The organism is Aeromonas sp. QDB63 (genome assembly GCF_027707425.1).
GTDB classification, from domain to species: Bacteria; Pseudomonadota; Gammaproteobacteria; order Enterobacterales; family Aeromonadaceae; genus Aeromonas; species Aeromonas caviae.
On the sequence record NZ_JAPCIS010000004.1, the window covers coordinates 121665 to 147136 of the forward strand.

At 61.8% G+C, this 25472-nt stretch carries 20 protein-coding genes, 1 tRNA gene and 1 riboswitch; of the genes, 12 read left to right on the forward strand and 9 right to left on the reverse strand.

Going from position 1 to position 25472, the window contains the following annotated elements:
- The first annotated feature begins 4 nt into the window (after positions 1–4).
- The 4 genes from flgJ to mgtE all read left to right on the forward strand — a co-directional run bounded on the left by flgJ (position 5) and on the right by mgtE (position 6132).
- Entirely contained in the window at positions 5–1105 is a 1101-nt protein-coding gene (flgJ, locus tag PG879_RS04525) for a flagellar assembly peptidoglycan hydrolase FlgJ (RefSeq protein WP_042017546.1), read from the forward strand.
- Positions 1106–1108: 3 nt separating this feature from the next.
- The gene (locus PG879_RS04530) at positions 1109–3106 is read left to right on the forward strand and encodes a FlgK family flagellar hook-associated protein (protein WP_201985120.1); all 1998 of its coding nucleotides are present in this window, start codon (positions 1109–1111) and stop codon (positions 3104–3106) included.
- A gap of 3 nt (positions 3107–3109) precedes the next feature.
- Positions 3110–4318, forward strand: coding sequence for a flagellar hook-associated protein FlgL (gene flgL, locus PG879_RS04535; RefSeq protein ID WP_005329788.1), 1209 nt, complete (start codon positions 3110–3112; stop codon positions 4316–4318).
- Between the two features lie 177 nt (positions 4319–4495).
- Positions 4496–4665: riboswitch (M-box (ykoK) riboswitch) on the forward strand.
- Positions 4666–4788: 123 nt separating this feature from the next.
- Positions 4789–6132, forward strand: a complete 1344-nt coding sequence (gene mgtE / locus PG879_RS04540) for a magnesium transporter (RefSeq protein WP_042864119.1) — start codon at positions 4789–4791, stop codon at positions 6130–6132.
- A gap of 58 nt (positions 6133–6190) precedes the next feature.
- Here the strand turns inward: mgtE and ppx are convergent, their stop codons facing one another.
- From ppx to PG879_RS04555, 3 genes are all read right to left on the reverse strand, one after another.
- Positions 6191–7681 carry an exopolyphosphatase gene (gene ppx / locus PG879_RS04545; RefSeq protein ID WP_201985118.1) on the reverse strand — a complete coding sequence of 497 codons (1491 nt, stop codon included), beginning with the start codon at positions 7679–7681 and terminating at the stop codon, positions 6191–6193.
- Positions 7671–9740 carry a polyphosphate kinase 1 gene (ppk1, locus tag PG879_RS04550; RefSeq protein ID WP_010675282.1) on the reverse strand — a complete coding sequence of 690 codons (2070 nt, stop codon included), beginning with the start codon at positions 9738–9740 and terminating at the stop codon, positions 7671–7673. Before ppk1 ends, ppx begins: the two co-directional genes overlap by 11 nt.
- Positions 9741–9816: 76 nt before the next feature.
- On the reverse strand, positions 9817–10329 hold the full coding sequence (locus tag PG879_RS04555; RefSeq protein WP_128318215.1) for a glycine cleavage system protein R: 513 nt from the start codon (positions 10327–10329) through the stop codon (positions 9817–9819).
- Between the two features lie 258 nt (positions 10330–10587).
- On the opposite strand from PG879_RS04555, the gene PG879_RS04560 reads away from it, so the two are divergent.
- From PG879_RS04560 to PG879_RS04580, 5 genes are all read left to right on the forward strand, one after another.
- Positions 10588–11427, forward strand: a complete 840-nt coding sequence (locus tag PG879_RS04560; protein WP_182936087.1) for a DUF2726 domain-containing protein — start codon at positions 10588–10590, stop codon at positions 11425–11427.
- Positions 11428–11666: 239 nt separating this feature from the next.
- Entirely contained in the window at positions 11667–13085 is a 1419-nt protein-coding gene (locus PG879_RS04565) for a sigma-54 dependent transcriptional regulator (RefSeq protein WP_270829867.1), read from the forward strand.
- Positions 13086–13190: 105 nt separating this feature from the next.
- The gene (locus PG879_RS04570) at positions 13191–14225 is read left to right on the forward strand and encodes a sensor histidine kinase (protein ID WP_201985115.1); all 1035 of its coding nucleotides are present in this window, start codon (positions 13191–13193) and stop codon (positions 14223–14225) included.
- Between the two features lie 70 nt (positions 14226–14295).
- Complete coding sequence (locus tag PG879_RS04575) at positions 14296–15630, forward strand: sigma-54-dependent transcriptional regulator (protein ID WP_202042286.1); 1335 nt, start codon at positions 14296–14298, stop codon at positions 15628–15630.
- Positions 15631–15737: 107 nt separating this feature from the next.
- Positions 15738–16499 (forward strand): Nif3-like dinuclear metal center hexameric protein, encoded by a 762-nt coding sequence (locus PG879_RS04580; RefSeq protein WP_010675276.1) that lies wholly within the window; start codon positions 15738–15740, stop codon positions 16497–16499.
- Positions 16500–16613: 114 nt separating this feature from the next.
- Here PG879_RS04580 and purN read toward each other — a convergent pair whose 3' ends face one another.
- Entirely contained in the window at positions 16614–17252 is a 639-nt protein-coding gene (purN, locus tag PG879_RS04585; RefSeq protein ID WP_210599820.1) for a phosphoribosylglycinamide formyltransferase, read from the reverse strand.
- A gap of 32 nt (positions 17253–17284) precedes the next feature.
- Positions 17285–18322, reverse strand: a complete 1038-nt coding sequence (gene purM, locus PG879_RS04590) for a phosphoribosylformylglycinamidine cyclo-ligase (RefSeq protein WP_139736376.1) — start codon at positions 18320–18322, stop codon at positions 17285–17287.
- Between the two features lie 176 nt (positions 18323–18498).
- Between purM and upp the strand changes: the two genes are divergently transcribed.
- The 3 genes from upp to hda all read left to right on the forward strand — a co-directional run bounded on the left by upp (position 18499) and on the right by hda (position 21099).
- Positions 18499–19125, forward strand: a complete 627-nt coding sequence (gene upp / locus PG879_RS04595) for a uracil phosphoribosyltransferase (protein WP_005302745.1) — start codon at positions 18499–18501, stop codon at positions 19123–19125.
- A gap of 141 nt (positions 19126–19266) precedes the next feature.
- Positions 19267–20295, forward strand: a complete 1029-nt coding sequence (locus tag PG879_RS04600; protein ID WP_210599819.1) for a DUF2066 domain-containing protein — start codon at positions 19267–19269, stop codon at positions 20293–20295.
- 102 nt (positions 20296–20397) lie between these two features.
- On the forward strand, positions 20398–21099 hold the full coding sequence (gene hda / locus PG879_RS04605) for a DnaA inactivator Hda (RefSeq protein WP_010675272.1): 702 nt from the start codon (positions 20398–20400) through the stop codon (positions 21097–21099).
- 206 nt (positions 21100–21305) lie between these two features.
- Here the strand turns inward: hda and aceA are convergent, their stop codons facing one another.
- The 4 genes from aceA to PG879_RS04625 all read right to left on the reverse strand — a co-directional run bounded on the left by aceA (position 21306) and on the right by PG879_RS04625 (position 25461).
- The gene (aceA, locus tag PG879_RS04610) at positions 21306–22619 is read right to left on the reverse strand and encodes an isocitrate lyase (RefSeq protein WP_041213155.1); all 1314 of its coding nucleotides are present in this window, start codon (positions 22617–22619) and stop codon (positions 21306–21308) included.
- Between the two features lie 69 nt (positions 22620–22688).
- Positions 22689–24296, reverse strand: coding sequence for a malate synthase A (aceB, locus tag PG879_RS04615; protein WP_210599818.1), 1608 nt, complete (start codon positions 24294–24296; stop codon positions 22689–22691).
- Positions 24297–24988: 692 nt separating this feature from the next.
- Positions 24989–25129: a hypothetical protein gene (locus PG879_RS04620; protein WP_010675269.1), complete on the reverse strand. Its 141-nt coding sequence runs from the start codon at positions 25127–25129 to the stop codon at positions 24989–24991.
- Positions 25130–25384: 255 nt separating this feature from the next.
- Positions 25385–25461 (reverse strand) — tRNA-Pro (locus PG879_RS04625).
- Between the last annotated feature and the right edge of the window lie 11 nt (positions 25462–25472).

Here is a 25472-nt window from a genome sequence, read left to right on the forward strand (position 1 = left end):
GGTTATGGCAGAGTTCGACACCCAGAGCGGTATCAATATTGGCATGGTGCAGGACGTCCAGAACCTGGACAAACTGCGCCAGATGAGCCTGAGCAAGGAGGGGAAGCAAGGGGCCCTGATGGCGGCCGCCCGCCAGTTCGAATCCATCTTCACCCAGACCCTGTTCAAGGGGATGCGCCAGGCCAACTCGGTGCTCACCGAGGGCAACCCGATGAACAGCAGCTACACCCAGTTCTATGAAGGGATGCTGGACGAGCAGCGGGTTGCCGACATGTCGAGCAAGGGGGGGCTGGGCATTGCCGAGATGGTGGCCAGGCAGCTCTCACCCGAGCAGACCTTCACCCATCAGGATGGCCGGGTACTCAAGCTGCCCCAGCGTACCGAGCGGGTCTACAAGCCCTATCAACCCCCCAGTGCCTCCAACGATCTGATTGCTGCCTCCAAAGTTGGCAAAGATTTTGCTGATAACGAAATGAAGGGTGAGCTGAATGGGGCCGAGCGTACGCTGGCCCTGCCAAGACGCCCCCACCGCACCGTGCCGCCCATGGGCAGCAGCCAGAGGCCTTCGGCCCTGGATGGCAGCGCCAAGGTGTTTGATAGCCCGGAAGAGTTCGTCGACAGGCTGATGCCGCTGGCCAAGAAGGCGGCGGACAAGCTGGGGTTGAGCCCGGCGGTGTTGGTGGCCCAGGCCGCCCTTGAGAGTGGCTGGGGAAAGCGGGTGATCAAGGATGCAGACGGAAACGTGACGCACAACCTGTTCGGCATCAAGGCGGATCCGCGTTGGGAAGGCCCCAAGGCGGTGGTGAGCACCCTGGAATACGAGCAAGGGGTGGCCTCGCGCCAGAAGGCGGCGTTTCGCTCCTACGAGTCGTTCGAAGAGAGCTTCAACGACTACGTGGATTTCCTGACCTCTGGGAGTCGCTACAAGGGGGCGCTGGCCAAGGTGGACAGCCCGGACCGTTACTTCGAGGCGTTGCAGCAGGCCGGTTATGCCACCGATCCCCAGTACGCCAGGAAACTTAAACAAGTGTTGCGCAGTGATGCCATCGCCGGTTATTCGACGCCCGGTAACATTGCAGACAGGAACACAGAGATGGAGCTGTAAGCTATGGCAAGCGATCTGCTTGGAATTGGGACCTCGGGTGTGTTGGCCCAGCAGCGGCTGCTGCAGACCACCAGCAACAACATAGTGAACGTCAATAGCCAGGGCTATGTACGTGAACGCACCCTGATCTACACCAATTCCGTCAGATTGGGGACGGGCGACATGGTGAGTGATCGCATCATCAACGCCTATGCCCAGGCCGAGGTTCGCCGTGATACGTCCGCTTATAACGCCGCCAACACCCGCTACGATCAACTGTTCCAGCTCGACAGCCTGCTCGGTGATGCCAGCAACAGTGTGGGGTCCACCATCACCTCCTACTTCAAGGCTTTCCACACCGCCAACGAGTCACCGTCCGAGATCGGAGGGCGCCAGACGACCCTGAGTGAACTGAGCGGTATGGTGGACAGATTCCACACCCTCTCCGCCCAGCTCGACAAGCAGTCCGATACCATTAACGCCACCATAGGGGACGAGACGGACAGGGTGAACAGCCTGCTGAACAGCATCAACGATCTGAACCAGTCCATCGTCCGCACCCAGGGCTCCCCTGAAGAGAACCTGATGCTGTTCGATCAGCGTGATGAGGCCATTCGCCAGCTCTCCGAGAAGATGGAGATCCGCACCGTGACCCAGCCCAACGGCAGCATGCTGGTCAACATGAGCACAGGGCACTCCCTGGTGCTCGATGGCGGCGTGGCCCAGTTCAAGGTGGTGCCGGGGGACCCGGATTCCCGTGAGCCTTCCCTGCAGCTGACCCTGGGCAAGAACCAGGCCAGCATCAACGACCAGGATATTGGCGGTGCCATCGGTGGCCTCTTCACCGCGCGTCGGGATCTGGAGCCCGCCAAGCGGGAGCTGGGGCAGATGGCCGTCGCCTTGGGGGATGCCATGAACCAGCAGAACCGGTTGGGGATGGATCTCGACAACGAGCTTGGGGGGGATCTCTTCACCCTCAAAGGAAGCCAGGGGTTGCCCTACGCCAGCAACCAGGGCAACGGGGCGGCCAGCGTCAACTTCGTTCCCGGCAAGGGGAGCGAGGTCACCACCTTCGACTACGAGGTGCGGTTCAACAGCGCCACCGGTTACGAGGTGTTCGCCATCGACGGCAGCGGGCAGCGTACCTCGCTCGCCACGGGGACCACGCCGCCAGCCACCTTCGAAGTGACGGGCCACGGCATCGAAATCGATCTCTCCGGCACACCGGCTGCAGGTGACAAGATCTTGTTGCAACCCACCCGGAATGCGGCTGCCAACCTGGAGCAGGCGATCACCCGTCCTGAAGATATCGCGCTGGCTTCCCCCCTGAAGGCGGACAAGGGATCCCAGAACCTGGGCTCGGGCGAGATAGCGCTGGGCGGTGTCTACAACACCGGCACGGGCTCGGGTTTTGGCACCAACACTTTGGACCCGAGTGCCCCCCAGGTCATCAAGATCGACGGCAGCGGCAACTACGAGGTCTATGACAAGAACAACAACCTGCTGGGTGTCGCCCCCGCCTCCAGCAAGGGACAGAACCTGATGGCCGCCCTCGAGAGCCCCCTGGGGGGGCCCAAGGTCTACGCCGATCCGACCCAGAGCCCGGGCTATGAGTTCAGCATCACCGGCAAGGTGGAGGCCAGCGACAGCTTCACGCTCAGCTACAACAAGGACGGCTTCGCGGACAACGCCAACGGCCTGGCGCTGGCGGAGCTGCAAAACAAGGAGCTGGTGCGCAAGAACAACAACGCCGCCACCAGCAACGACAAGATGACCTTCAACGATGCCTACTCGGGTCTGGTAAGCGGCATTGGCAACAAGACCAGCCAGGCCAAGACCCTGCTGCAGGCCAACGAGGCGAAGCTGACCCAGAGTACCGCCATCTTCGAGAGTGTCTCCGGCGTCAATCTGGAGGAGGAGGCGGCCAACCTCATCCGCTTCCAGCAGTCCTATGCGGCCTCGGCCCAGATAGTGAACACCGCCAAGACCATCTTCGACACCCTGCTCTCCTCCGTGAGGTAAGTCATGCGCATCACCACCAACATGATCTATGACCGCAACCTTGCCTCCATGAGCAAGGTGAGCGAGCGCCAGAACACCGCCTACAACCAGTTGATGACGGGGGATAAATTCTCCCGCTCCGGGGAGGATCCGGCCGGCATGAGCCAGAAGATGGCGCTGACCAAGGAGATCGATCTCTTCAAGCAGTACGGCGTCAACGGCAGCCTGCTGGAGAACAGCCTGGGCCACGAGGAGACGGTGCTGACCTCCCTCAACAGCGCCATGCTCAGTGCCCAGACCCTGATCCAGAAGGCTAACAACTCCGCCATGGGCTCCGAGGAGCGCAGCGCCATCGCGAGCGAGCTGGAGGGGCTGCAAAAGCAGATGTTCGACCTGATGAACAGCAAGAACTCCCAGGGGGAGTACATCTTCGGCGGCAATCAGAGCAAGACCCAGCCCTTCGTCAAGGATGCCAGTGGCAACTATGTGTTCCAGGGGGACACGGGGCAGCGCAACATCCAGGTCTCACCCACGGTGCAGATCCCGGCCAACGACTCCGGTTTCGATCTGTTCGAGATAGTGGCGACCCGGCGCACTGCCAGCGCCGCCAGTGGCAACATCCAGGTGTCGGTGGCGGATCAGGGGAACTTCGAGAGCTTCTATCGCAACAACTATGACTCTTCCCTGCCGAGCAACCAATATGCGGTCAGCACCCTGGCCGGGCCGCCGGACACCTACGAGATCCGTGACAGCGGTGGCACCCTGCTGCAAAGCGGCGACTATGTGGCGGGCAACAAGATCCCCTTCAACGGCCTGGCGCTCACCCTCGACCTCCCTGCGGGGTCGGCGACCCAGAACTTCGTGCTGGATACCCCGAAAAACGACAACATCCTCAATGGCATGTCCGATTTCATCTCCGCCATGCGCGATCCGACCCTGTCCGAGAGCGATTTCCAGCTGGCGGTCTCCGATGCCACCACCCACATGAGCAACGCCAGAACCAAGATAGACCGGGGACTGGGGGAGCTGGGGGGAAGGATGAACAGCCTGGAGCAGGTGATGAGCTCCAACGACGGACTCAGCACCCTGAACCAGCAGGCGCGGGCCAAGGTGTCCGAGGCGGACATGTACGAGGTGATCGCGGCCCTCTCCAAGGAGGATGCAGCCATGAGCGCCTCCCAGCTCGCCTTCAGCAAGATAAGCAAGCTGACCCTCTTCGACTATATCCGCTGACGTTCGTCCGTTGACCGCAGGCTCCCCCGTGCCACGTACGGGGGAGCCTCGTTTCATGAAGAGCCCGTCGTCCGGCCAATTTGTAACAACCCGTTGCCAGGGGCCCGTTTGCCTTGACTCGACCTGCGCCTGGGCAGATGATGCCGCCCGCACGGTAGCGCCGTGCAATCAATGTTCGCAGCATCTCGTTAGGCGAGGCTCCTGCATAAACACAGGCCACTGATCTCACGACGTCCAGAGACGCCCAAGATCAGGACAGTTTTCATCGGATTAAGGTGTCAACCCAAGTGGCTTCCGGCATGCCGGATACGTTATGCAGTGCTAAAGCTGGTACGTGGGGATGAAAACACGCCGGACGGCGTCATTTCCTGCCTGTTACTCGTCAATCAAATTGCTGTTTTCTTGCCGTTGCATCCGGCCCGGTGCCGGAGGCGTTCAGGTTCGCCTGAAATCACATGAGGACATCTGTGATGAAGAAAACACACACCCTGCTCAATCGTCATCAACTGCTCGACCCGGTTGCCCTGCGCAACTGGCTGGCGCACAACCTGGATCCGGTGGCCCGTGCCGATCAGCTTCTGACCCTGCGCCCGGAAGAGCTCAACTGCATCTTCGATACCCTCTCCATGCCGGAAGGGGCGTCCTTGCTCGCCTCCCTCCCGGCGGAGTGTGCCGGCCATCTGCTGCTCAGGCTGCATGGCAGCATCGTGGGGATACTGCAGGGCACCCTGGCCCGTCGTGACCTGCTGGCCATCCTGCGCAGGCTCGACGAGCACGATCGCAAGACCCTGCTAGCCCGGCTGCCAGAGCCCGCCCGCAAAGCCTTCCAGTCCCTGCTGGCCTGGCCGAACGAGTCGGTGGGGGCCAACATGCGCCACGAATATCTGGCAGTGGAGGCCAATGCGACGGTGGAAAGCGCCAAGCAGCTGATCCACGGCGCCTGGGATCAGGCCAGGCTGTTCGGTCATCTCTATGTGGTTGACGGCGAGCAGCGCCTGCTTGGCAGCGTCTCCCTCAAGTCGTTGCTGATCGCCGATCCTCTGCTGCCGGTAGGGGACCTGATGGAGGGGGAGGCGGTGCGCATCAACGCCCGGGCGGATCAGGAGCTGGCGGCCCGCCTGCTCATTGACCGCGACCTCTCGCTCCTGCCGGTGGAAGATCAGGGGCGTCTGGTGGGGGTCTTCCACGTGGACGATGCCGCCGACATCCTGGAGCTGGAGTCCACCGAGGATGCGGAGCTGCAAGGGGGCTCCTCGCCGCTGGATACCCCCTATCTGCAGGCCACCCCCTGGCAGTTGTGGCGCAAGCGGGTGGGCTGGCTGCTGATCCTGTTCGTGGCGGAAGCCTACACAGGCACCGTGCTGCGGGCCTTTGAAGAGCAGCTGGAGGCGGCCATCGCCCTGGCCTTCTTCATCCCGCTCCTCATCGGTACCGGTGGCAACAGCGGTACCCAGATCACCACCACCATAGTGCGTGCCATGGCGGTGGGGGAGGTGAGCCTGAAAAACCTCGGCACCGTGCTGAAAAAGGAGATCTCCACCGGTCTGCTCATCTCGGCCGCCATCGCACTGGCGGCCTGGGTGCGGGCCTGGAGCCTGGGGGTGGGGCCCGAGATCGGCATGGTGGTGACCCTGACCATCGTCGCCATCGTGCTCTGGAGCGCCACCGTCGCCTCGGTGATTCCCATGGTGCTGCGTCGCTTTCGCATCGACCCGGCGGTGGTCTCCGCCCCCTTCATCGCTACCCTGGTGGACGGTACCGGCCTCATCATCTACTTCGAGATAGCCAAGCTGATCCTGCCGGATCTGCAGTAGGAAAGGACAAGAGACAAAAAAGGCAGCCATCGGCTGCCTTTTTGCACAGAGGGGCGGATCACCCGAGCTGGAACAGCAGGGGCCAGCCCTGCTCGTGGCAGTAGCGGTGCTCCTTTTCCAGGTTCTGCATCAGCAACTTGTTCTCGTCGCACCAGTCCAGGGGCAGGGTGACCACCAGCTGATCCCCGGCGGCCTGCACGTTCCACTCGGGCAGCAGGTTGTCCTGACGCCTGTGGTGGGCCGCCACCGCGAGGCGCAGGATGCGGATGCAGCGCAGCACCGTTTGCTCGTCGTGGTTGGGCAGGGCCGGCAGCTCGGAGAGCTTGAGCCCCTTGCGGTGAAAGCGCACCAGGGCCGCCAGCAGGGCCTGATCGTCCTGGTTGAAGCCGGGCAGATCGGTGTTTTGCAAGATATAGGCGGAGTGTTTGTGGATGCCGCTGTAGTTGATGGCAAGGCCGATCTCGTGCAGCCGCGCAGCCCAGCCGAGGATGGCGCGATAGGGCTCTTCCGGCATCTCCCAGGGGCCGCTCAGGGCGTCGAACAGGGAGAGGACGCTGCTCTCTACCCGGGTGGCCTGGCGCTTGTCGATGCGATAGTGAGTGCTGAGTGCAAGCGCGGTACGTTCGCGAATGTCGTGATGCTGCAGGCGCTCCTCGAACTCGTAGAGCAACCCTTCGCGCAGGGCGCCGTCGGAGTACTCCATCCGCTCGATGGGCAGGGAGGTGAATAGCCCGAGCAGGATGGCCACCGCGGCGGCAAAGACCCCCTGACGCTCCTCGGTGAGGCCCGCCAGTTTGAGCTGATCGACCCGCTTGTGCTTGAGCATCTCTTCTTTCAGCCGCTCCAGTCCCGCCAGGGTGATGGCACCATCGGTCCACTCTTCCCCCTGCAACACGTCGCGCACGGTGCGGATGGAGCCCGAGCTGCCGAGGCAGCTCTGCCAGCCCAGCTTGCGGTACTGGTTGATGATGGGGGCGAGCTGATGCTGGGCTTCCAACACGGCGGCGTTGAAGGCCTTCTCGCCGAGCTTGCCGTTGCCAAAGAAGCTCTGGGTGAAGCTAACGCAGCCCATCTTGCGGCTGGTGAGCGCCTTGTGCTCAAACCCTTCGCCGATGATGAGCTCGGTGCTGCCGCCGCCGATGTCCACCACCAGCACCTGGCCCTCGATGTGCTGGGTATGGGCGACCCCCTGATAGATGAGGCGGGCCTCTTCCTGGCCGCTGATGATCTCGATGGGGTGGTTGAGCACCTTGGCTGCCTCGCGCACGAAGTCGTGGGCGTTGCTGGCGCGGCGCAATGTGTAGGTGCCGGCGATGCGGATCTGATCCGGCTTGATGTTGGTGAGCCGCTCGGCGAACAGGGCGAGGCAGTCCAGCCCGCGCGCCATGGCCTCCGGGGACATGCGGCGCTGCTCGTCCATCCCTTCGGCGAGGCGCACTCGCTCCTTGATGCGATCGATGATCTGCATCCGCCCCTCGGTGAGGCGGGCGATGACCATGTGGAAGCTGTTCGAGCCCAGGTCGACAGCGGCGTACAGACTATTGTCCATGGTTTGACTCTATGCGTTTGAGGTAGTCGTAAATCGCCACCTGGGAACGGACCTTGCGGCGGTTGCCCCGCTTCACGTATTCGTTCTTCTGGTCGGCATCGATCACCCGCGCCTTGCAGGTATCACTCAGTTGTAGCTCGAGAATGTCGAGGATGCGCTGCTTGAGCCGCTCGTCATAGATGGGGGTGCCCACCTCGATGCGACCGTCGATGTTGCGGCTCATCCAGTCGGCACTGGAGATATAGAGCTGGGGATTGCCCTTGTTGTGGAACACCATCACCCGCGGATGTTCGAGGAAACGGTCGATGATGCTGATGACCCGGATGTTGTCGCTCAGACCCGGCACCCCCGGGCGCAGGGCGCACATGCCCCGGATGATCATCTGGATGGGCACCCCGGCCTGGCCGGCGGCATAGAGCCGGTTGATGAGGTCTCTGTCCACCAGGTTGTTGATCTTGAGGGTGATGCCGCTGGGTTGCCCCGCCTTGGCGTTGGCCAGCTCGTTGTCGATGAGGCGATAGAGCTGGCGGCGGCTGTTGATGGGGGAGACCAGCAGGTGGTTGAACTTGTAGCGCCGATAGGGGTACTCGATGTACTCGAACACGCTCTCCACCTCGGCGGTGATGTCCGGATGGCGGGTCAGCAGGGAGAAGTCGGTGTAGATCTTGGCGGTCTTCTCGTTGAAGTTGCCGGTCCCGATGTGGGCGTAGCGCACCGCCTCGCCGTTCTCGTGGCGGGTGATGAGGCAGAGCTTGGAGTGGATCTTGAGGCTGGGCACCCCGAACACCACCTTGACGCCTGCGTCGGTCAGGATGTTGGCCCAGTCGATGTTGGCCGCCTCGTCGAAGCGGGCGCGCAGCTCCACCACCACGGTCACCTTCTTGCCGTTGTTGGCGGCGTCGATGAGGGAGTGGATGATCCGCGACTTCTTGGCCACCCGGTAGATGTTGATGCGAATGGCGCTGACCGCCGGGTCGAAGGCCGCTTGGCGCACCAGCTCGGTGAAGTGGTGGAACTTGTGGTACGGGTAGTAGAGCAGGATGTCCTGCTTGGCGATGGCGTCGAAGGCGTTGACGAAGCCGTCAAAGTCGCGGCAATCGAGGGCCGGCAGCTTGGGGTTTTCCAGATAATCCCGGCCCACATTGGGGAAGCCGATGAAATCCTTGAAGTTGTGATAGCGCCCACCGGGCATGATGGCGTCGTAGGAGCTGATCTGCAGCTTGAGCTTCAAGAAGCTTATCATGGCCGCCGGCATCTCCCGCTCGTAGACGAAGCGCACCGGCATGGCGGTGAGGCGCTGTTTCAAGCCGTCACTCATCTTGTCCACCAGGCTCAAGTCCAGCTGGTCGGAGAGATCGTATTCGGCATCCCGGGTCAGCTTGACCGCGTAGGCGGCAATCTCGTCGTAGTCGAAGAAGCCCTTGAAGATCTCGTCCAGACAGAAGCGGATAACGTTGTCCAGGATGATGATCTGCTTCTTGCGACGGGTGCCCTCCGGCGGTAGCTGGAAGAAGCGGGGCAGATCGTCGGTGGGCACTTCCACCAGGGCGTACTGGATCACCTGGCCGTTCTTCTTCATTTCGATGGCGAGATAGGTGTGCTCGTCTTTCAGGAACTTGACCGGGTTGACCTCCTTGTTGAGGAGGATGGGGATGATGTGGCGCAGCACCTTTTCCCGAAAGAAGATCCGCAGCCACTGCTGGATGGACTCGGAGAGCTGGCTTTCGTTCACCAGGAAGATGTTGTGGCGGGCCAGCGCGATCAGCAGCTCCTTGTAGGTGTTGTCGAACGCCTCGCCGAGCGCCATCACCTTCTGCTGGATGGCGCGCAGCAGCACCTTGGCCTCGTCGTCGCCGCCGTGGACTTCGTTGATGAGGATGCGGCGCTTGACGTCCGACACCCGTACCTTGAAGAACTCGTCCTGATTGGAGGAGAAAATCCCGAGGAAGCGGACCCGCTCGATGAGGGGTACCGTCTTGTCCATCGCCTCTTGCAACACCCGTTCATTGAATGAGAGCCAGCTAAGCTCTTTCTCTTCATACTGCTTGTCGGTGCTCATCTGGTGCCTCTTTGCTCTGGTTGCGTCTGCGCGGAAGTTATGGCGTCAAACCATGACAAATTTATGACAGGCGACACTATTCGCTCAGATCCTGATCGATGTCGACGACGAGGTCGTCGGAGAGGGACTCCAGGGCCGTGACGAGATCGTCCAGTTCGAGCTGCGGCGGCAGGGCCACCAGGGCGTGGGCATAGAAGAGAGGGGCGCCTGAGTGGGGCGCAGGTTCGCAACCTGTGGTGAGGTCGGCGACGTTGATGTTGAGCTTGCGCAGGATGCTGGCCACTTCGTGGACGATGCCCGGTCTGTCGTTGCCGGTGACGCTGAGCATCACCTGATGGGCCGGTTGCGGGCTCAGCTGCCCTTCGGCGAAGCTCACGGTGAGGCCAGGCAGCATCACCAGGGCCTCGCACAGGCTGCGGTAATGCTCGTCAGGCACGGCGACGTGCAAAATGCCGGCAAATTGCCCCGCCAGCTCGCTCATGGAGCTGGCCAGCCAGTTGCCCTGCTGCCGGGTGATGGTATCGGCCAGGCTCTCGACGATCCCAGGTTTGTCTGCGCCGATCACGGTGACGACCAATTGCTTTTGCATCCTGCTCTCCTTGAATGGGGCTGCGTGGGGTCCGTTGACACCTGGCGGCGACGGGGTGCGCGCCAGAACGTCCATGGGCTCTAGCATTGTGCCTGCTGTGACAGGCCATATGAAGCCCGCCTTGCGCAAATTCAGTGAAAAAACGCGAATGCCGGGACGGGCTTGATTTCTGCGCTGCCTGAGTCGCTTTCCCCGTGGTAGAGTGTGCCCCTTCCTCTGGTGTGAACTGAATTTGTCTTGTAAACGGGATGTGCGTGTATGAATAGCCTTGTCGTATCGGGAGCCGTGTTGCTGGGGTTGCTCCTGCTGGTGATCGTCTGGCGCAGGGAGAAAGGGGGCAAAGCCGAGCCCTATGATCTGCAGGAAACCTTGATGAGCCCAGCGGAGCGCACCTTCTTCGGGGTGCTGGATCAGGCGGTGGGGGACAAGGCCCGTGTCTTTGCCAAGGTACGAGCCTCCTATGTACTGACGCCCGAGGCGCACCTTGGCAAAGGCAAGCGCCAGCAGGCGCTCGGCAAGATAGGGGAGAAGCACTTCGATTTTCTGCTCTGCCACCCGGCGGATCTCTCTTTCCTGTGTGCCGTGGAGCTGGATGACGAGGGGCATCGCCACCAGAAGCGCAAGGCGCGGGATCTCTTCCTGAAGGCGGCCTGCGATGGCGCCGGTCTGCCGCTGTTGCAGATCCCGGCCAGCAGCCACTACCAGGTCGACGAGTTGCGGGAGCAACTGCTGCCCCTGCTGGCGAGAACGACGGCGCCGGTGGATGACCTGCTGCCCGGCGAGCGCCGCGAACCGACCTTCAGCCCGCTGCTGCTCGATGGTGTCGATCTGGGCACGTCACACCCGGGGGCTGCCAGGGAGCCCCAGGTGCCGCCCCCCCAGGCCGAAGAGGCAATGCCCGTGTTGATGGGGGAGAATCCCTTCCTCGATCCGGATGAGGAGGAGCCCCGGGAGACGATCCCTCATTGCCCCCGCTGTGCCGCGCCCCTGGTGGCACGGGAAGCACGAAAGGGTCCCCATGCCGGTCGCCTGTTCCTCGCCTGCAGCCGGTTTCCCGAGTGCCGCTATGCCGCTCCCCAGGAGAGCGTGAAACACTGATCCCTCCTCTGACGCCGCACCCTGTCGGCGTCATTCTTTCCCCTTCGCTGGTTTTCATCCGATACTCAATCTGGCTGGAAGCGTGATCCCCGTCCCGCCAGGGTCCGGGAGGATGCGACAAGTTTTGACAATCCGCCAGAATTTTGGCACTTTGTCCCCCTTATGACACAGTGCGAAATTGGTTTTAATAAGCACTTAAAAAACAATAACTTGGCGTCAGGTGTGAAAATATGGATAGGATGGCTATGGGTGTGCTGCTTGTTGATGCCGATGATGTGCGGCGCCAGCAACTGGGGACTGTGCTCTCCTTCATGGGGATCCCCTGGCAGGAGGTGGTGGAGAGCGATCTCGATGTGGCCATCGAGACTGCCGGGCCCTTGCAGGGGATTCTGGCCGGGGAACTGCGCGAGCGAGCCCTGAGTGAGCTGCTTGCCGCCCACCCTCGTCTGCCCTTCCTCTCCCTGATGCCAGCGAGCCATGGTTGCAGCAACTTCATCGGGGTGGCCGAGGCGCCCTTTACCTATGAGTCCCTCACCCGTCATCTGCACTTCTGCCAGGCCTTCATCTCCCTGCATCCCCGTCATCAGACCCACGACAAGGGTCAGACCCTGCTGCGCCTGCTGGTGGGCAAGGGGAGGGGCATTCAGGAGGTGCGCCGTCTCATCGGCCAGGTGGCCGAGACCGACGCCAACGTACTGATCCTCGGTGAGTCCGGGACCGGCAAGGAGGTGGTGGCTCGCGCCATCCACGAGCTGTCCGCCCGAAGCGCGGGCCCCTTCGTGCCCATCAACTGCGGCGCCATTCCGGCGGAGCTGCTCGAGAGCGAGCTGTTCGGTCACGAGAAGGGGGCCTTCACCGGTGCCATTGCCGCCCGGCGCGGCCGCTTCGAACTGGCCCAGGGGGGCACCCTCTTCCTCGACGAAATCGGCGACATGCCGCTGCCGATGCAGGTCAAGTTGCTGCGGGTGCTGCAGGAGCGCCAGTTCGACCGGGTCGGGGGCGGCAAGGCCGTCCAGGCAGATGTGAGGGTGATCGCGGCGACCCACCGGGATCTGGAAGCCATGATCCGCACCCAGGCATTTCGCGAAGATCTCTACTACCGCCTCAATGTGTTCCCCATCGAGACGCCCCCCCTGCGGGATCGGGCCGACGACATCCCGCTGCTGCTGCAGGAGCTGCTCAATCGCCATGCCGAACAGCACAAGGGGATCATCCGTCTGACCCAGCGCGCCATGGAGTCCCTGATGCAGTACGTCTGGCCCGGCAACGTGCGCGAGCTGTCCAACCTCATCGAGCGCCTGCTCATCCTCTATCCGAACCAGATCGTCGATGTGGCGGATCTGCCCGGCCGCTATCGTCTGCTGCCCTGCGAGCCACGAGATGAACGGCTCACCGAGATGGACGAGCGGGACGCCCTGGCTGCCGTGTTCCAGTCCCCACCAGAGCTGGATCCCGGCATCGCCATGCCCCTGCCCATGCAGTTGCCTCAGGAGGGGGTCAATCTCAAGGAGATGCTGGCCGACCTCGAGGTGGAGCTGATCCGCCAGGCCCTGGAGTCCCAGGATGGGGTAGTGGCCCGCGCCGCCGACCTGCTCAGCATGCGCCGCACCACCCTGGTGGAGAAGATGAAGAAGTACGGCATGAGCAAGGACAATTGAGGTCAATGCTTTGACGCATTGACCCAATACATTGATAAATAACGTCTATTTTGCTGGCATGGAAATTGAATAAGCTGACTCAATCGCCAGTTTGAGGTCAGCTTTATGACAATCTTGCAGCAGGATGCCCCCCTCCAGTCACATGAAGTGAGTCAGCTTTACGCCATCTTCACGGCGCTGCCGACCGGCGTGCTGCTGCTCGATGGCGAGGGGCTGATCACCCGTGCAAACCCTGCCGCCCTGGCGCTGCTGGGAGAGCCACTGGAGGGCCTTTCCTGGCGCCAGATCATCGCCCGCTGCTTCGAACCCCGTGAGGATGACGGTCATGAGATCTCCTTGCGCGACAGCCGCCGGGTCCAGCTGTCGACCCAGCCGCTGCCGGATCAGCCCGGCCAACTGGTGTTCATTACCGACTTGACCGAGACCCGCCAGTTGCAGGACAGGGTCAACCACATGAAGCGCCTCTCCGCCCTTGGCAACATGGCGGCTTCTCTGGCGCACCAGATCCGCACCCCGCTCTCCGCTGCCATGCTCTATGCGGCCAACCTGGCCAACCGCACCCTCAAGCCTGAATCCCGCAGCCAGTTCCAGCAAAAATTGATGGCGCGCCTGCAGGATCTCGAGAAGCAGATCAACGACATCCTGCTGTTTGCCCGCAATGGCGACAACCAGGTGGTGGCGCCCCTCTCGGTGCAGGGCTTGCTGGCGGAAGTGCAGGCGGGGGCCGAAGCCTTCTGCCAGCAGCAGGGCTGCGCCTTGCATCTGGAGGCCCCTGAGCCCGATCTCTGTCTGCTTGCCAACAGCAGTGCCCTGGCGGGGGCCATCAACAACCTCATCGCCAACGCCCGGCAGGCCGGTGCCGATTCGCTCCTGGTGAGCGCTGTGCGCAGCGGCAACCGGGTGGAGATGCGGGTCATCGACAACGGTAAGGGGATGGCCCCCTCCCTGCTCAACCAGATCTTCGAACCCTTCTTTACCACCCGATCCCAAGGCACGGGCCTCGGTCTTGCGGTGGTGCAGTCGGTGGTACGAGCCCATCAGGGAGAGGTAAGCGTGGCCTCGGTCCCTGGCGAGGGCACCTGTTTTACCCTGTCCTTCCCCCTGCATCAGCAACAGGTTCAGTTGGGGGGCGTGGCATGAGGCGCGCAAAAGCCGGAGCGCCGGTGAAGATGATTCTCGACAAGGCCATGTTGGTTGTAGGAGGTGTGGCATGACCCAGGCTCGCATTCTGGTGGTGGAAGATGACAACGGCCTGCGCGAGGCGCTGGTGGATACCCTGCTGCTCGGTGGGTATGAGTGCCGCGAGGTGGACAGCGGCGAGCGGGCCCTGCTTGCCCTGTCCCGTCAGCGCTTTGACATGGTGATCTCCGACATCCAGATGGGGGGCATGGATGGCCTGACCCTGCTCGCCAACATCCGCCAGCAATATCCCCAGGTGCCTGTGCTCCTGATGACTGCCTACGCCAACATCGACGGGGCGGTGCGCGCCATGCGCGAGGGGGCGATCGACTATCTGGCCAAGCCCTTCTCCCCCGAGGTGCTGCTCAACCAGGTCAGCCGTTATGTGCCGGCCCAGAAGGTGGAGAAGCGGGCCGTGGTGTACGGGGACCCTAGGACTGCGGAGCTGTTCCAGCTGGCGACCCGGGTGGCGAGAAGCGAAGCCACCGTCATGGTGACCGGCCCGAGCGGGACGGGCAAGGAGGTGTTGGCTCGCTACATTCACGACCACTCCAACCGGGCAGAACAGGCCTTCGTCGCCATCAACTGCGCCGCCATTCCGGAGAACATGCTGGAAGCGACCCTGTTTGGCTACGAGAAGGGCGCTTTCACCGGTGCGGTGCAGGGGTGCCCTGGCAAGTTCGAGCAGGCTCAGGGAGGAACCCTGCTGCTCGACGAGATCACCGAGATGGATCTGGGACTGCAGGCCAAGCTGCTGCGGGTCTTGCAGGAGAAAGAGGTGGAGCGGCTCGGCAGCCGCAAGATGATCCCCCTGGATGTGCGGGTCATTGCCACCAGCAACCGGGATCTGAAAAAAGCGGTGCAGGACGGGTTGTTCCGCGAGGATCTCTACTACCGCCTCAACGTCTTCCCCCTGCGCTGGACGGCGCTCTGGGAGCGCCCGGGGGACATTCTTCCCCTGGCGGAGCATCTGCTGGCGCTGCATGCCAGCCAGATGGGGCTGCCGACGCCGCAGCTCGCAGAGGACGCCCGAGAGCGTCTGATGGCTCACCCCTGGCCCGGCAACGTGCGCGAGCTCGACAACGTGGTTCAGCGCGCCCTGATCCTCTGTCCAGACGGCCTCATCGACTGTGAGCACCTGATCCTGGAGGAGACGGACGAGACCCTGGTGCGCCCGCTCGAGCGGCTGTCAGGGGAGGGGCTCGGCGGCGAACTCAAGCAGCAGGAGCACCAGATCATTCTGGACACCCTGCAGGAGTGCAACGGCAGTCGCAAGGCGGTGGCCGACAAGCTCGGCATCAGCCCGCGCACCCTGCGTTACAAGCTGGCCCAGATGCGTGACGCCGGCATCGAGCTGCCCGCCTAGGCCTGACAGGCGCATGGCCTTGCCGGTCCGGCTCGATTATCATGGGCTCTGACGATCGGAATCCGGCTCCCCGCACAGTGCGTGGGGAGCCCAGCTAGGAGACCCCCATGATCTCTCATCGTAAACTGGAAAGCCTGCTCAACCACCTGCTCGAACCCCATGCCATCAAGGATTACTGCCCCAACGGCCTGCAGGTGGAGGGGCGCGAGCGCATTCGCAAGGTGGTGACCGGCGTCACCGCCAGCCAGGCCCTCATCGATGCCGCCGTGGCCGCTGATGCTGACGCCATCCTGGTCCATCACGGCTACTTCTGGAGCGGCGAGCCGGCCCAGATCACCGGCATGAAGCAGCGTCGTCTCAAGACCCTCTTGACCCACGACATCAACCTGTTTGCCTACCACCTGCCGCTGGACGTGCACCCCGAGGTGGGGAACAACGCCCAGCTTGCCAGGCTGCTTGGCATCAAGGTGCGTCGCGGCCTCGAACCCTGGAACAGCAAGAGCGTCGCAATGGTGGGCAAGCTGGAGGAGCCCATGAGCGGCAGCGATTTTGCCAAGCTGATTGCCGAGCGTCTCGGTCGCGAGCCGCTTCATTGTGGTGACAGTGGTCCCGAGCTCATCCGCTCCGTGGCCTGGTGCACCGGCGGTGGCCAGAGCTACATCAGCCAGGCGGCGGAGCAGGGCATCGATGCCTTCATCTCCGGCGAAGCCTCCGAGCAGACCATCCACACCGCCCGCGAGATGGGCATGCACTTCTACGCCGCAGGCCATCACGCCACCGAGCGCTACGGCGTCAAGGCGCTGGGAGAGTGGCTCGCCACCGTACACGGGTTGGAGGTGACCTTTATCGATATCGACAATCCGGTGTAGGGCCGATTAGCCGCGCAGCGGCGTCATCGGACGTGATGACAGCCATTGCGCTGGTCGATGGAAATGACAAGGGAGGCCTAAGCCTCCCTTGTTGTGTCTTACGGCTGCTAGCGGTTACTCGCTGGCATAGCCTGCCAGGCCAAGCTGCTTGCCATCGAGGAAGGCAGACCCTTCTCGCATCTGCAAGCGCCCTTCACAGAACCACTGCACCACCAGGGGGTAGATGCTGTGCTCCTGCACCTGGACCCGGGCCGCCACCTCGTCGGCACTGTCCCCTTCGAAGATGGGGACCCGTGCCTGGAGGATCACCGGGCCGCCGTCGAGCTCTTCGGTGACGAAGTGGACGCTGGCGCCGTGCTCGTCATCACCGGCCTCGATGGCGCGCTGGTGGGTGTGCAGACCCTGGTATTTCGGCAGCAACGAGGGGTGGATGTTGATCATCCTCCCCGCGAAGTGGCGCACGAGGTCGGCGCTCAGGATCCGCATAAAGCCGGCCAGCACCACCAGATCCGGCTGATAATCCGCCATCAGGGCCAGCAGGGCGGCATCATACTCCTCCCGGCTGGCGAACTGCTGCTGGGCCAGGGTGGCGGTTGCCACCCCGGCTTCCCTGGCACGCACCAGGCCATAGGCATCAGCCTTGTTGCTGATGACGCCGACCACCTGACCGGCAATCTTGCCGCCGGCACAGCCATCGAGGATGGCCTGCAGGTTGCTGCCGCTGCCTGAGATGAGGACGAGGATGCGTTTCATAGGGGAAGTCATCTGGCCGTTGATCCGATCATTCATTGAATGATGACCTGCTCCTCACCATCGGCCGCCTTGGCGATGTGGCCGATGTGCCAGGCGTTCTCGCCTTCGGCCTTGAGCAGGGCCAGGGCCTTGTCCAGCTGATCCGCCGGCAGGGCGATGATCATGCCGACGCCGCAGTTGAAGGTGCGATACATCTCGTGGCGGGTGACGTTGCCTGCCTGTTGCAGCCAGCTGAACACCGCCGGCCACTGCCAGCTCTGCTCGTCGATGACCGCCTGGGTGTTGGCGGGCAGCACGCGCGGGATGTTCTCCCAGAAGCCGCCGCCTGTGATGTGGGACAGGGCGTGGATCTCGCACTCCTTGATGAGCTTGAGCACGGGCTTCACATAGATGCGGGTCGGCTCCAGCAGGGCGTTGGCCAGGGTGGTGTCACCCAGCGGCTGCTGCACGTCGGCCTTGGAGACTTCCAGGATCTTGCGCACCAGGGAGAAGCCGTTGGAGTGGGGACCGCTGGCGGCCAGGGCGATCAGGGCATCCCCTTCGCCAACCTTGCTGCCGTCGATGATCTCGCTCTTTTCCACCACGCCGACGCAGAAACCGGCGATGTCGTAATCTTCCCCTTCATACATGCCAGGCATTTCGGCAGTTTCACCGCCGACCAGAGCACAGCCGGACTGTTCGCAGCCGGCGCCGATGCCGGTGACCACGGCAGCGGCAGTGTCCACGTCCAGCTTGCCGGTGGCATAGTAGTCGAGGAAGAAGAGGGGCTCGGCGCCCTGCACGATGAGGTCATTGACGCACATGGCGACCAAGTCGATCCCCACGGTGTCGTGCTTCTTCAGGTCGATGGCCAGACGCAGCTTGGTGCCCACCCCGTCGGTACCGGAGACCAGTACCGGTTCCTTGTAGCCAGCAGGGATTTGACACAGGGCCCCAAAGCCGCCAAGACCACCAAGGACTTCAGGACGACGAGTGCGTTTTGACACGCCCTTGATACGTTCAACCAGTGCATTGCCGGCATCGATATCTACGCCAGCATCCTTGTAGCTCAGTGAGGTTTTGTCAGTCACGCGTATTCCCCGTCATATAAAGAAGTGGAGGGTAAAATTCGGGGCGTATTCTACCAGCGGGCACGAAAAACCAGAAAGAAAATCGTTTGCGCGTTTTTGAATCGAAAAGCTCTACAAGCCGTGGCTTTTGTTGTATGATTCCGCGATTTTTTTGGCGCCGGTTAGAGGAGATAATAATGAAAGTCGTTGAAGTCAAACACCCCCTGGTCAAGCACAAGATCGGCCTGATGCGCGAAGGCGACATCAGCACCAAGCGTTTCCGTGAACTGGCCAAGGAAGTGGGCAGTTTGTTGACCTACGAAGCGACCTCTGACTTCGAAACCGAAAAAGTGACCATCGATGGCTGGAACGGCCCTGTGGAAGTCGACCAGATCAAGGGCAAGAAGGTCACCGTCGTGCCCATCCTGCGCGCCGGTCTTGGCATGATGGACGGCGTGCTGGAGCACATGCCGAGCGCCCGCGTCAGCGTGGTCGGTATCTATCGCGATGAAGAGACCCTGCAGCCTGTCCCCTACTTCGAGAAGATCGTCAGCAACATCGAAGAGCGTCTGGCCCTGGTCATCGACCCCATGCTGGCCACCGGCGGCTCCATGATCGCCACCATCGATCTGCTCAAGAAGAAAGGTTGCCAGTCCATCAAGGTGCTGGTGCTGGTTGCCGCCCCCGAAGGCATCAAGGCCCTGGAAGCCGCTCACCCGGACGTGGAGCTGTTCTGTGCCTCCATCGACCAGGGGCTGAACGAGAAGGGCTATATCGTCCCGGGTCTGGGGGATGCCGGCGACAAGATCTTCGGCACCAAGTAAGCATCACCCCATCGCCGCGCCCAAGGCGCGCAAACGGAGCCGGCATCCTGCCGGCTCCGCTGTTTCTCCCCCCCTTTGCTTGCTGCCATGCGCGCCTTGCCGCTACCATAAGCACCATCCCCCATTTCGAGAATCTTCTTTATGCTGAAACGCTTAGCGACTCTCCTCTGCTGCTGTCTGCCTCTCGTGGTGTCGGCCGCCCAGGTAACCGACCTCTATCAGGGCAAGGCTCCCACCAGTGGCGACATGACGGCCGCCCAGTCCCAGGCGCTGGGGGATGTGCTCGTCAAGGTGACGGGCAAGCGTGATATCCTCACCCAGCCGGATGTGGTGAAGGCCCTGGCGGCGCCGGCGGATTACGTGCAGCAATACAGCTATCAGGACATCGGCTCGGTCAAGTTTCTCAAGGCGGATTTCAATGTGGTCAAGGTGAACGCCCTGGTCGGCCAGAGCAAGTTTGCCCTGCTTGGCCCGGTGCGGCCGCAGGTCGCCATCTGGCTGGTGGTCGACGAAGGGGAGCGGCGCATTCTGCCGGATCAGTCCGGCGATGGCTGGTCCGAGGCGCTGCGTGCCCAGACCCAGGCCATGGGGCTGCCGGTCAGTCTCCCGCTGATGGACTTGGATGACAACATGGCGGTCAATGCCACCGATGTCTGGGGCCGCTTTGCCGATCCCGTGCTCAAGGCGAGCCAGCGTTACGGCGCCGAAATGGTGGTGCTCGGCAAACTGAGCCCGGAGGGGGAGGCCTGGAGCATCGACTGGGGTCTTTATGGTACCAAGCCGGGGGCGCAGGCAGGAGAGCTGACCGAGCTGACCAAGGGCACGGGTTCAGGTACCCAGGCCGAGGTGGCAAAGGGCTTTGCCGATGCCCTGGCCGGTTGGCTGGTGCAGCAGTACGGTACCCGTCTCTCCGGTGTCGCCTCCAGCCAGACCCTGGTGGTGGAGGGGCTGTCCGACATCGATGGCATGATCCAGATCCAGAAGCTGCTGCAGGGGATGGCCAGTGTCACCAAGGTGGCTATCGGCAAGCTGGAAGGGGACAAGGTGACCTTCAACCTCTCGCTGCAGGGGGACAAGGCCGAGCTGGTGAGGGGGTTGCAACTGGAGAGCCGCCTGCATCAGGCGGAAGACAACGAGAGCGGCCTGCGCTATCAATGGTCGCAGCCCTGATCCCGGGGAAGGATCCTGACCGCCCGACATGGTCCGGGCGGTTCTCTATCTGCCCCGCTGGTGATACACTTGCCCGCAAATATCACAGTCAAAGCCCAACGAGTGAAGCAACCGGCCCAACTGTCTTTAGCCGTACAACTACCGGATGATGAAACCTTCGTCAGTTTTTATCCCGGCAACAACGCCCATCTGATCACCGCCCTCAAGAATGCGGCCATCGGTCAGGGCTCGCCCTTCCTCTATTTCTGGGGAGCCAAGGGGTCGGGCCGCTCCCATCTGCTCCATGCCACCTGTGCCGAGGTCAACGCCCGCGACGCGGCGGCGGCCTATCTCTCCCTCGATCAGTTTGAACAGCTTGACCCCAGCATGCTCGATGCTTTGGAGAGCCTGCCCCTGGTCTGTCTTGACAGCCTGGAGGCGATCGCCGGCAACGCCCTGTGGGAGCGGGCCCTGTTCGACTTCTACAATCGATGGAAGGAGAAGGGGGAGGGGACGCTCATCGTTACCGGCTGCAGCGCGCCACGCAAGCTGGGGCTGCAACTGCCGGATCTCGCGTCCCGTCTCGACTGGGGAGTGAGCTTCCACCTCGACGAGCTGGACGACGAGGGCAAACTCAGCGCCCTGCAACTGCGCGCCGAGCTGCGGGGTTTCAAGCTGCCCATCGACGTGGGCCGTTTCCTGCTCAACCGCCTCTCCCGCGACATGCGTACCCTGCTTGCCACCCTCAATCGTCTCGACAACGCCTCCTTCCGTGCCAAGCGCAAGCTCACTATCCCTTTCGTCAAAGAGATCCTCGAGCTCTGAAAACCTATCACATTAGGCTATCTTATTCGCCATTTTGAACCTGGGCAGTGCTCGAAATCCTCACGTACTACAGTACGCTCCGGTTTCTGCGCGCTGTCCGTGTTCAAACTGCCTTCAACGATTACGCCTACTGGGATAGGTTCTAAGCCCCATAATGACAAACCCCGGGACTTGGCCGGGGTTTGTTTGCGAGCATTACACAGTTATCAGTGGAACTGATCTTCTTCGGTCGAGCCGGTCAGCGCGGTCACCGACGACTGGCCGCCCTGAATGACGGTGGTCACCTTGTCGAAGTAACCGGTACCCACTTCCTGCTGGTGTGCCACGAAGGTGTAGCCCCGCTCGGCGGCGGCAAATTCCGGCTGCTGCACCATCTCGACATAGTGCTTCATTCCCTCGCCACGGGCGTACTGGTAGGCCAGCTCGTACATGTGGAACCACATGTTGTGGATACCCGCCAGGGTGATGAACTGGTACTTGTAGCCCATGTCGGAGAGCTCTTGCTGGAAGCGGGCGATGGTGGCATCGTCCAGGTTCTTCTTCCAGTTGAAGCTCGGGGAGCAGTTGTAGGCCAGGATCTTGTCCGGGTACTGGGCCTTGATGGCCTCGGCAAATTTGCGCGCCTCGTCCAGATCGGGCTTGGCGGTCTCGCACCACACCATGTCGGCGTAAGGGGCGTAGGCCAGGCCGCGGGAGATGGCCTGCTCGATGCCGGCCTGCACCTTGTAGAAGCCCTCACTGGTGCGCTCACCGGTCAGGAAGCCGGCATCGTAGGGGTCGGCATCCGTGGTCAGCAGATCCGCTGCGTTGGCGTCGGTGCGGGCGATCACCAGGGTGGTGGTGCCGCAGACATCTGCCGCGAGGCGAGCCGCGACAAGCTTTTGCACCGCTTCCTGGGTCGGGACCAGCACCTTGCCGCCCATATGGCCGCACTTTTTCACGGACGCGAGCTGATCTTCGAAGTGCACGCCGGCGGCGCCCGCTTCAATCATCCCCTTCATCAGTTCGAAGGCGTTCAGCACGCCGCCGAAACCGGCTTCCGCATCCGCTACTATGGGCAGGAAGTAGTCGATGAAGCCTTTGTCCTCTGGTCCAACCTTGTTGGCCCACTGGATCTGGTCGGCCCGGGCGAAGGAGTTGTTGATGCGCTCCACCACGGAGGGGACGGAGTTGGCCGGGTAGAGGGACTGATCCGGGTACATGGTGGAGGAGAGGTTGTTGTCCGCCGCCACCTGCCAGCCGGAGAGATAGATGGCTTCGATGCCGGCCTTGGCTTGTTGTACCGCCTGGCCGCCGGTCAGGGCGCCGAGGCAGTTTACATAGCCCTTCTTGGCGCCGCCGTGGATCAGCTCCCACAGTTTGTCGGCGCCGCGTTGGGCCAGAGTGTGTGCCGGCTGCAGGCTGCCACGCAGGTTCACCACGTCCTCGGCGCTGTAGCCGCGCTTGATCCCTTTCCAGCGGGGGTTTTCTGCCCAGTCTTTCTCGATAGCCTGGATCTGTTGCTCACGGGTCAGTGCCATATCAGTTCCCTCTTTCATTGATTTCACGTTTCCATTGACTTGTTATGGGGGCCGTTACCGGCCCGGGTCTCACAGCCGCTCGTAGCCGGGCAGCGTCAGAAAATCGATGAGTGTGTCGGCGCAGGTGATCTCGTCCATCAGGGCGTTCGCCTCGGCGAAACGGCCCGATTGCCAGCGGGCCTCGCCCACTTCGCCTCTGACCACCTCCTGCTCCTCGGCCAGCATCTGGCGGAACAGCGCCTTGGTCACCGCCTGACCGTTGGAGAGGGTTTTGCCGTGGCGGATCCACTGCCAGATGGAGGTGCGGGAGATCTCGGCGGTGGCGGCATCTTCCATCAGTCCGTAGATGGGCACGCAGCCATTGCCGTTGATCCAGGCTTCCAGGTATTGCAGGGCGACGCGGATATTGGTGCGCATGCCCGCCTCGGTGCGATCACCCTCACAGGGGGCCAGCAGGTCGGCGGCCGTGATGGGGGCATCCTGCTCGCGCAGCACGCCGATCTGGTTCTGGGCACCCGCCGGAATGGTGGCGTTGAACACCGCCATGGCGGTATCGGCCAGACCGGGGTGGGCGACCCAGGTGCCATCGTGGCCGTTGTCGGCCTCGCGCTGCTTGTCTGCGTGCACCTTGGCAAACACCTGTTCGTTGACTGCCGCGTCCTTGGCCGGAATAAAGGCGGCCATGCCCCCCATCGCCAGCGCGCCGCGTTTGTGGCAGGTCTTGATCAGCAGCCGCGAGTAGGCAGAGAGGAACGGCTTGTCCATGGTCACCACCTGACGATCCGGCAGGACGCGATCCGGGTGGTTTTTCAAGGTCTTGATATAGCTGAAGATGTAATCCCAGCGGCCGCAGTTGAGGGCGACGATGTGATCCTTCATCTGATAGAGCAGCTCGTCCATCTCGAATACCGCCGGCAGGGTCTCGATGAGCACGGTGGCCTTGATGGTACCGCGGGGCAGAGCAAACCTGTCTTCGGTCCAGGCGAATACCTCGCTCCACCAGCGCCCTTCCAGATGGCTCTGCAGCTTGGGTACGTAGAAGTAGGGACCGGAGCCCTTGGCCAGCAACGCCTTGTGGTTGTGCAGGAAATAGAGGGCGAAGTCGAACAGGCCGCCGGGAATGGGGGCACCATCAAAGGTGACGTGCTTCTCCGGCAGATGCAGACCGCGCACCCGGCAGATGAGCACGGCCGGATTTGGATTCAAGGTATAAGCCTTCCCCTCCGGGCTCTGGTAGGCAATGGTGCCGTTGACCGCATCGCGCAGGTTGATCTGGCCCTCGATCACCTTGTTCCAGGCCGGGGCCAGGGAGTCCTCGAAGTCCGCCATGAAGACCTTGACGTTGGCGTTGAGGGCATTGATCACCATTTTGCGCTCGACCGGGCCGGTGATCTCCACACGGCGGTCCTGCAGATCGGCGGGGATGCCGCGAATGGTCCAGTCACCATCGCGAATATGGGCGGTCTCTGGCAGGAAGTCCGGCAACTCGCCGCCATCGATACGGGCCTGGCGTGCGACTCGCTGCTTCAGCAGCTCGTTGCGTTGGGGTGCGAAACGTTCCACCAGTTCGGACACCAGGGCCACCGCATCCGGCGTCAGGATCTGCGCGTAATCGGGAAGCATCTCGCCTTGAATGCGCAGGCGGGTGCTGCTGATGGTCTGGGCCGGTGCCGACATAGTGGGTACTCCTCCAAAAGTTACATTTTGAATTTATTAACTACGACTAACGTCTATGTCCCTTTCTTTCAAACTCCCCGTAACAGCGGGGTAACACGATTCATAAGGTGCAAAATAATGGCGGATTCGTCAACTTGATTTTTAAAACGGGTGTTTTTTGATGATAGTTAAGGTGCTGTTTTAAATGGATTTATGTGATTAGTGCAAAAGCTCTTTGCAGATGGTTATGCTCTTGGGTCGCCGGGGCGGCAGGGGGGAGGATTTCGGTAGAGGGGATGGGTTAAAAATGTAACTAATTACGTAATAAAATTACAAATGCAAAAACAAATCCCGACATTACTCCAAGCTTTGCAAAAACAGCTGTATGAAATGCCTTCGTTCAATCCAGACTGCATGGGGGCTATGAAGTAACCGGGTAGTGAACTGGCGTTTAAAACTAAAATGTCAAATTGAGTCAAAATGGCGAAGGCGAACAGGAGAGAGGGAAATGACGAGCAATAACGTAGGTTTGTATCAAGGCGTGTCCATGAAGGAGAGGGAGGTTGGAACGCAGGAGATGGTCAATTAAACTGATTTTTGAAGAAAAACTAGCATTTTGTCGTTATTTGCGGTGGCGGTCTGTTGGCCTGGGTCAAGGGCGGTGCCGGACAGCAAAACCGGCGTCTTGAACCGCACTATGGCACGGGCTCGTCTCAGTAATCTTCATCCGGGGCGGCGAGATCGATCACATCGAGGTGCACTGAACTGCCAAACCCGTGCTCTGCGGAATCGAGCTCGGAGGGCGTGGGGGAGATCAGGGGCTGAACGGGCTGGGAGTCAACAGCTTGGGTCATGGATGCTTGCCTCATTGATTGCAAGCCGGTCGGTGATTCCATCACCCTAGTGTCCACCTCCCTGTTTTTATGGCCGGCGGAAAAGTTGCGTATCCTAGCGGCACTTTATGAAAGCTTCAAGTGGTTCTGTATAAAATTCATGCCAATAAAAAGCGGCGACCCGATGAACGGGGGAGGTGAGAGGAAAAGAGGCAAGCGTCGGGCGTGCAGGCAAAAAAATAGCCCAGTCGTTTGACTGGGCTATTTCGGGGAATTTGGTCGGTGTGAGAGGATTCGAACCTCCGACCCTCTACACCCCATGCAGATGCGCTACCTGGCTGCGCTACACACCGACGGAGTCAGC